Source organism: Mesorhizobium sp. P3_A9, from assembly GCF_056402975.1.
Genome location: NZ_JBFUGJ010000342.1, coordinates 1 through 6104 on the forward strand (window position 1 = coordinate 1; position 6104 = coordinate 6104).

The following is a 6104-nucleotide window of genomic DNA, read 5'->3' on the forward strand; positions in this document are numbered from 1 at the left end:
GGTCATCACGCTGCCGACGCGCCGCTGGCACTTCGGCCATGCGTTATTCGTACACCGCACAACGCACAAAAAACAGCGCGACGGAAAAGGCGGATCATTGTACTTTCGGTCATGGCCACGGCCAAAGGCGCGTTCCCCTCGCCCCATTGCCAAAACGCCTATTGGAAGCAACAATACCCTTCGACGCCCGCGCGCCAGAAGCTTGAAAAACAGCGCATAAAACAGCGTCGGAGGAAATGCGGGAGAACGCCGCTGACCAGTTCAACGACGCGCTACGCCTGCGGCTTGTCGGCGCTGACCACGGACGAGCCCGACCCGGATGTTTTCGCACGCGCGGTGGCCGCCGAGGCTGCCGCTATCGACGCCGGCTTCGCGCTCCTGTTCTTTTCCCAGAGCCTCGTCGAGGCAGGCGCCCTGTCACAGGCACTCTCGGCGCATGCGCCGGCGCTCCACCATGCCGGCTGTTCCACCGCCGGCGAGATCACGCCGCAGGGCCTCGAGGAAGGCCATATGCTGGCGATGCTGCTTCCCTCGGCCTCGTTCACCGCGGTCAGCACCATGGTCGACAATCTGTCCTCGTCGGGCATGGACAGGATCACCGGCGAGGTCGAGGCCTTGCGGCGCACGCTACGCGGCCGGCTTGGCTGCGAGCAGACCAGCAACACCTTCGCGCTCTGCTTCATCGATGGACTGTCCTATGCCGAGGAAGCGGTCAGCTCGGCCATCCACTGGGGTCTTGACGACATACCGCTGCTCGGCGGCTCGGCCGGCGACGATTTGAAATTCGAGACGACGCGCCTGATCTCGAATGGCGCCGTCACCTCGGACAGCGCCATCATCGTGCTGATATCGACGGAAATTCCGTTCCACGTCTTCAAGACCGACAATTTCGTTCCGACCGACGAAAAGCTGGTGGTGACGGCGTCCGATGCCGATCACCGCATCGTGCGCGAGTTCAACGCCACCAATGCGGCGGAGGAATATGCCGCTTCCGTCGGCATCCTGCCGCAGACCCTGACGCCGCTGAGCTTCGCCTCGCATCCGGTGGTGGTGAAGGTGGGCGGCGAATATTACTGCCGCTCGATCCAGAGGATGCACGCGGATGGCTCGCTGTCGTTCTTCTGCGCCATCGACGACGGCGTCGTGCTGTCGATCGCCCAGCCCAAGGACATGGTGGAATCGACGCGCGCGGCGCTGCGCGAGGTCGAGGACAGACTGGGCGGTATCGACCTGATCCTCGGCTTCGACTGCGTGCTGCGCCGGCTCGATGCGCGCAACCGGCAGGTCTTCCGTGACATTTCGGAGCTCTACCGGGTCAACAAYGTCATCGGCTTCGGCACCTATGGCGAACAGTACCGGTCGATGCATCTGAACCAGACYTTCACCGGCATYGCYTTYGGCGAACGSCARGCGGCGGAATAGGGGGCCGCGGAATAACAAGATGCCGCTCAAGGACATAAACGACCTCGAAAAGCTGAAGAAGATCAACGCCGCCCTGGTCAGCCGCGTCGAGCGGTCTATGGACCAGCAAGGCAATGCCTTCTCGCTGTTCCAGACCGCGATCTCGCTCGAGAACCGCGTGCGCACGCGCACCGAGGAACTGCATTCGACGCTGCGCCGGCTGGAGCAGTCCAACATCGATCTCAGCGCCGCCAAGGAAAATGCCGAGCTGGCGAACCTGTCCAAGACCAGGTTCCTCGCCGCCGCCAGCCATGACGTGCTGCAGCCTCTGAACGCGGCCCACCTCTCCGTCTCGGCGCTCGCCGAGGTGCAGACCAGCGACGAAGGCAGGAAGCTGGTTCGCCAGGTCGAGCGCTCGCTCGAAACGATGGAGGACCTGCTGCGCACCCTGCTCGATATTTCAAAGCTCGACGCCGGCGTGGTGCAGCCCGATATCGGCGACGTCAGCCTCGAGGCGCTGTTCTCGTCGCTGCGCTCGGATTTCCAGCCGGTCGCGGAAATGAAACGGCTGTCGCTGAAATTCCGGCCGGTCAATGCCGTGGTCCGCTCCGACCGGACGCTGCTGCGCCGCATCCTGCAGAACATCCTCTCCAACGCGTTGGGCTATACCCGTTCCGGTGGCGTCCTTGTCGGCACCAGGCATCGCGGCGACACGATCCGCATCGATGTCGCCGACACGGGCTGCGGCATTCCCGAGGACCAGCGCGAGGCTGTGTTCGAGGAGTTCCATCGCGGCACCTCACCGGCCAGTTCGGAACGTGACGGCAACGGCCTCGGGCTCGGGCTTGCCATCGTGCGCCGCATGGCCGGCGCGCTCGGCCATCCCGTGACCTTCTCGTCGAAGGTCGGGCGCGGCACGATCTTCCACATCGATGTCCCCGTCGGCATCGGCGCCCCCGCCGACGCCATCGCCAGCGCCACCAGCCTGGAGCGGTCGCGCGGCTACGGCCTGTTCGGCACCAAGGTGCTGCTGGTCGAGAACGACATCGAGGTGCTGGAGGCCATGACCTTCCTGCTCGAGCGCTGGCAGTGCCTGGTGCGGTCCGCAACCTCGACCGACGACGCAATGGACCTGCTCGGCGACACCGACTGGGTGCCCGACATCGTCATTGCCGACCAGCATCTCGACGGCGGCGATCTCGGCACCGCCACCATATCGGAAGTCCGAGACTATCTCGGCCGCGCCGTACCGGCGCTGATCGTCACCGCCGACAGTTCCGAGGAAGTCGCCAAGGCAGCCCGCGCCGGCGGCATCGAACTGATGCGCAAGCCGCTGAAGCCAGCGCAGCTAAGGGCGCTGCTGGCGCATTTGTTGGCTTAGCTCCATACCCTCCCCTTGATGGGGAGGGTCGGCGCGCAGCGCCGGGGTGGGGTGCGGCGCCAAGCTCCCCCACCCCGCTCCGCTTCGCGGATCGACCCTCCCCACAAGGGGGAGGGTAAAAGCTCAAAACCCCGCCTGATCCCGAAACAGCTCGGCATTATCCAGCTTCGAAACCTCGATGACAGCCTGCGTGCGGCTATACACATTGAGTTTGCGCAATATCTCCGAGACATGCGCCTTCACCGTCGTCTCACCGACCTGCAGCTCGTATGCGATCTGCTTGTTGAGCAGGCCCTGGCGCAGCATCTGCAGCACGCGCAGCTGCTGTGGCGTCAGCTTGGACAGGCGCTGGACCATGTCGGCGCGGTCGATGCTGTCGGCGTCCGCCGGCTGTCCTTCATAGGTTTCCGGCACATAGATCGCACCATCCATCACCGAGCGGATGGCGGCGGCCAGATCGCTCTTGCGCGCCGATTTCGGGATGAAGCCGGCAGCACCATAGGACAAGGCCTCGGAAATGATCCGCGGTTCCTCGTAGCCCGACACGATCACCACCGGCAGCCGCGGATAGCGCGTCCTGAGCTGCAGCAGCCCGTCAAAGCCATGCACGTCGGGCATGTTGAGATCGAGCAGCGCCAAATCGAACGGCTTTATCCCTGCCAGGAGATCGAGCGCCTCGGCGATCGAGCGCGCCTCGACCGTGTCGACTTCCGGATAGGCCATCTGCACCGCGCTGTGCAGCGCCTCGCGAAACAGCGGATGGTCGTCGATGATCAGGAACCGGGCGCGATCATTGGATACTGTCATGTGGCTCGTTCCGGTTTACCCGCCACACCATAGTCCTGTGACCATGGCCGGATTATTGGCAAATAGTCTATCGCCAGTTGATAGGATGCACTGCTGCAAAAGTGATGGGAACCCTGAATTCCTTGTACAGCATGGGCAAAGCCCGTGCTTTATGAAAAGCGACGCCTTGTCCGGTCCCCGAAATCGGTCAAAGGTGCCATCGGCATCCCATATTCAACGCAGAGACCGTCATGACCGCCTTCGTCCTTCCCGTGCCGCCAACGCCTTCCGTCGCCATCAGCGGGTCGCCAGAGCGTTTTGCCGTGCGGCGTATTTTCTGCGTCGGCCGCAACTATGCGGCGCACGCGCGCGAACTCGGCAATGATGAGCGCGATCCACCCTTCTTCTTCACCAAGCCGGCCGATGCGGTGGTCGATTCCGGCACAGAGATCCCCTACCCGCCGCTGACGGCCAATCTGCACCATGAAATCGAACTGGTGGCCGCGATCGGCAAACCGGGCTTCCGCATTGCGCGAGACCGGGCGCTCGATCATGTCTGGGGTTATGGCGTCGGCATCGACCTCACCCGCCGCGATCTCCAGGATGAGGCCAAGAAGGCGGCGCGACCTTGGGACTGGTCGAAAGCCTTCGACCGCTCCGCCCCTTGCGGCCCGCTGGTTCCCGCGCAGGAATCCGGGCACCCAACGAAGGGGCGTATCTGGCTCGCCGTCAACGGCGCGGTGAAACAGGATGCCGACCTCACCGAGTTGATCTGGCCAATTGCCGATATCGTCTCGATCTGCAGCGAGGCGATGGAATTGCAACCCGGCGACCTGATCTTCACCGGCACGCCGGCCGGCGTCGGCGCGGTCAAGCCGGGCGAAACGATGACCGGCGGCGTCGACGGCATCGGGACGATCGAAGTGACCATCGGCCAACCGAAGTGAGCCCATGAGCGAACTCATCCTGCACAACTACTATCGCTCCTCCACTTCTTATCGGGCGCGGATAGCGCTTGAGATGAAGGGACTGAGCTATGACTATGTYCCGCATCATTTGCGCCACGGCGATCATCTGGAACCGGCCTATCTCGCGGTCAATCCGCARGGKCTGGTGCCGGCMTTGGTGCTSGACGACGGCACGCTTTTGACGCAGTCGCTGGCRATCATCGAATATCTSGACGAGATCCAGCCGGCGCCGCCGCTACTGCCCAGGGACGCACTTGGCCGGGCGCGCGTCAGAATGCTGGCGCAGATGATTGCCTGCGACATCCATCCGGTGAACAATCTGCGCGTGCTGACCTCGCTGCGCACCTTGTTCGGCGCCGGCGACGAGGACATCACCAACTGGTTCCGCCACTGGGTCAACGAAGGCTTTCAGCCGCTTGAAAAGATTCTGGCTTCCTCGTCTGAGACCGGAACATTCTGCCATGGCGAAGCGCCGGGGCTCGCCGACATCTGCCTGGCGGCGCAAATCACCAGCAATGCCCGCTTCGGCGTCGAYMTGACGCCCTACCCGACGATCACCCGCATCAACGCCGCCTGCATGGCGCTGCCGGCTTTTCAGAAAGCAGCACCGCAGAATCAGATCGACGCGGAGTAGATCTTCATCGGGCCACGCGCAGCGTCAGCGCCCAGAACGCCAGCGCCAACAGGCCGATGCCGCCGCCCAACATACAGACGCCACTCCAGCCCATGGCGCCATAGACCATGGTCGAGGCGATCGAGCCGAGCGCGCTGCCGAGCGAATAGAAGATCATGTAGCCGCCGACCAGACGGCTGCGCGCATCCGGCCGGCGGGCGAAAATCAGGCTCTGGTTGGTGACATGGACGGCCTGGATCGCCAGATCCAGCATGACGATGCCGACGACAAGCAGCCACAGCGACTGGCCCATGAAGGCGATCGGCAACCAGGCGGCCGTCATCAACAACAGGCTGAGGCCGGTGACCAGTTGGCCGCGCCCGCGATCGACAAGGCCGCCCGTCCAGCGGGCACCGAGAGCGCCTGCGACACCGGCCAGGCCGAACAATCCGATCTCGGTGTGCGAAAGTGAAAACGGCGCGGCACTCAGCGGCAGCACCAGCGGCGCCCACAGCACATTGAAGGTGGCGAAGATCAGCATGGCGAGCACGGCGCGCACGCGCAACAGCGGCTCCTGCACGAACAACAGCACCACCGAGCCCAACAGGCGCGGATAGGATGTGCGTGGCCGCTCCGCCTCGTGACGTGGCAAGATGAGGAAGAGAACCACCGCCATGACGAGCGTCAGCGCCGCCGAGATCAGATAGACCCAGCGCCAGCCGGCAAAGTCGGCGACGACGCCGGCGACGAAGCGAGCGAGCAGGATGCCAAGGATGACGCCGCTGGTGACGGTGCCGACCGCCCGCCCGCGCTCGGACGGCACGGCGAGATCGGCGGCGTAAGCCACCAGCACTTGAACCACCACGGCAAGCAGCCCGACAACCGCGAGGCTTGCCAGCAGCATCGCGGCATTCGGCGCAATCCCGACCGCGATCAGCGCCACGGCCGAAAGGAT

6 protein-coding genes are annotated in these 6104 nt (G+C 64.1%); 4 read left to right on the forward strand and 2 right to left on the reverse strand.

Translation table 11 applies throughout. The features are described from left to right. The first annotated feature begins 285 nt into the window (after nucleotides 1-285). Nucleotides 286-1422 (forward strand): FIST N-terminal domain-containing protein, encoded by a 1137-nt coding sequence (locus tag AC1DX0_RS29175; protein ID WP_477222237.1) that lies wholly within the window; start codon nucleotides 286-288, stop codon nucleotides 1420-1422. Between the two features lie 19 nt (nucleotides 1423-1441). Then, nucleotides 1442-2782, forward strand: a complete 1341-nt coding sequence (locus tag AC1DX0_RS29180; RefSeq protein ID WP_477222236.1) for a hybrid sensor histidine kinase/response regulator — start codon at nucleotides 1442-1444, stop codon at nucleotides 2780-2782. A 123-nt stretch (nucleotides 2783-2905) separates the two neighbouring features. Here AC1DX0_RS29180 and AC1DX0_RS29185 read toward each other — a convergent pair whose 3' ends face one another. Next, nucleotides 2906-3589, reverse strand: coding sequence for a response regulator (locus tag AC1DX0_RS29185; protein ID WP_027043803.1), 684 nt, complete (start codon nucleotides 3587-3589; stop codon nucleotides 2906-2908). A gap of 230 nt (nucleotides 3590-3819) precedes the next feature. Between AC1DX0_RS29185 and AC1DX0_RS29190 the strand changes: the two genes are divergently transcribed. Both AC1DX0_RS29190 and maiA read left to right on the forward strand, forming a co-directional pair. Then, complete coding sequence (locus AC1DX0_RS29190; RefSeq protein ID WP_477222235.1) at nucleotides 3820-4515, forward strand: fumarylacetoacetate hydrolase family protein; 696 nt, start codon at nucleotides 3820-3822, stop codon at nucleotides 4513-4515. 4 nt (nucleotides 4516-4519) lie between these two features. Continuing rightward, entirely contained in the window at nucleotides 4520-5170 is a 651-nt protein-coding gene (gene maiA / locus AC1DX0_RS29195) for a maleylacetoacetate isomerase (protein ID WP_477357879.1), read from the forward strand. 4 nt (nucleotides 5171-5174) lie between these two features. Here the strand turns inward: maiA and AC1DX0_RS29200 are convergent. Then, a partial coding sequence (locus tag AC1DX0_RS29200) for an MFS transporter (protein ID WP_477357882.1) occupies nucleotides 5175-6104 on the reverse strand: 930 nt, incomplete at its 5' end.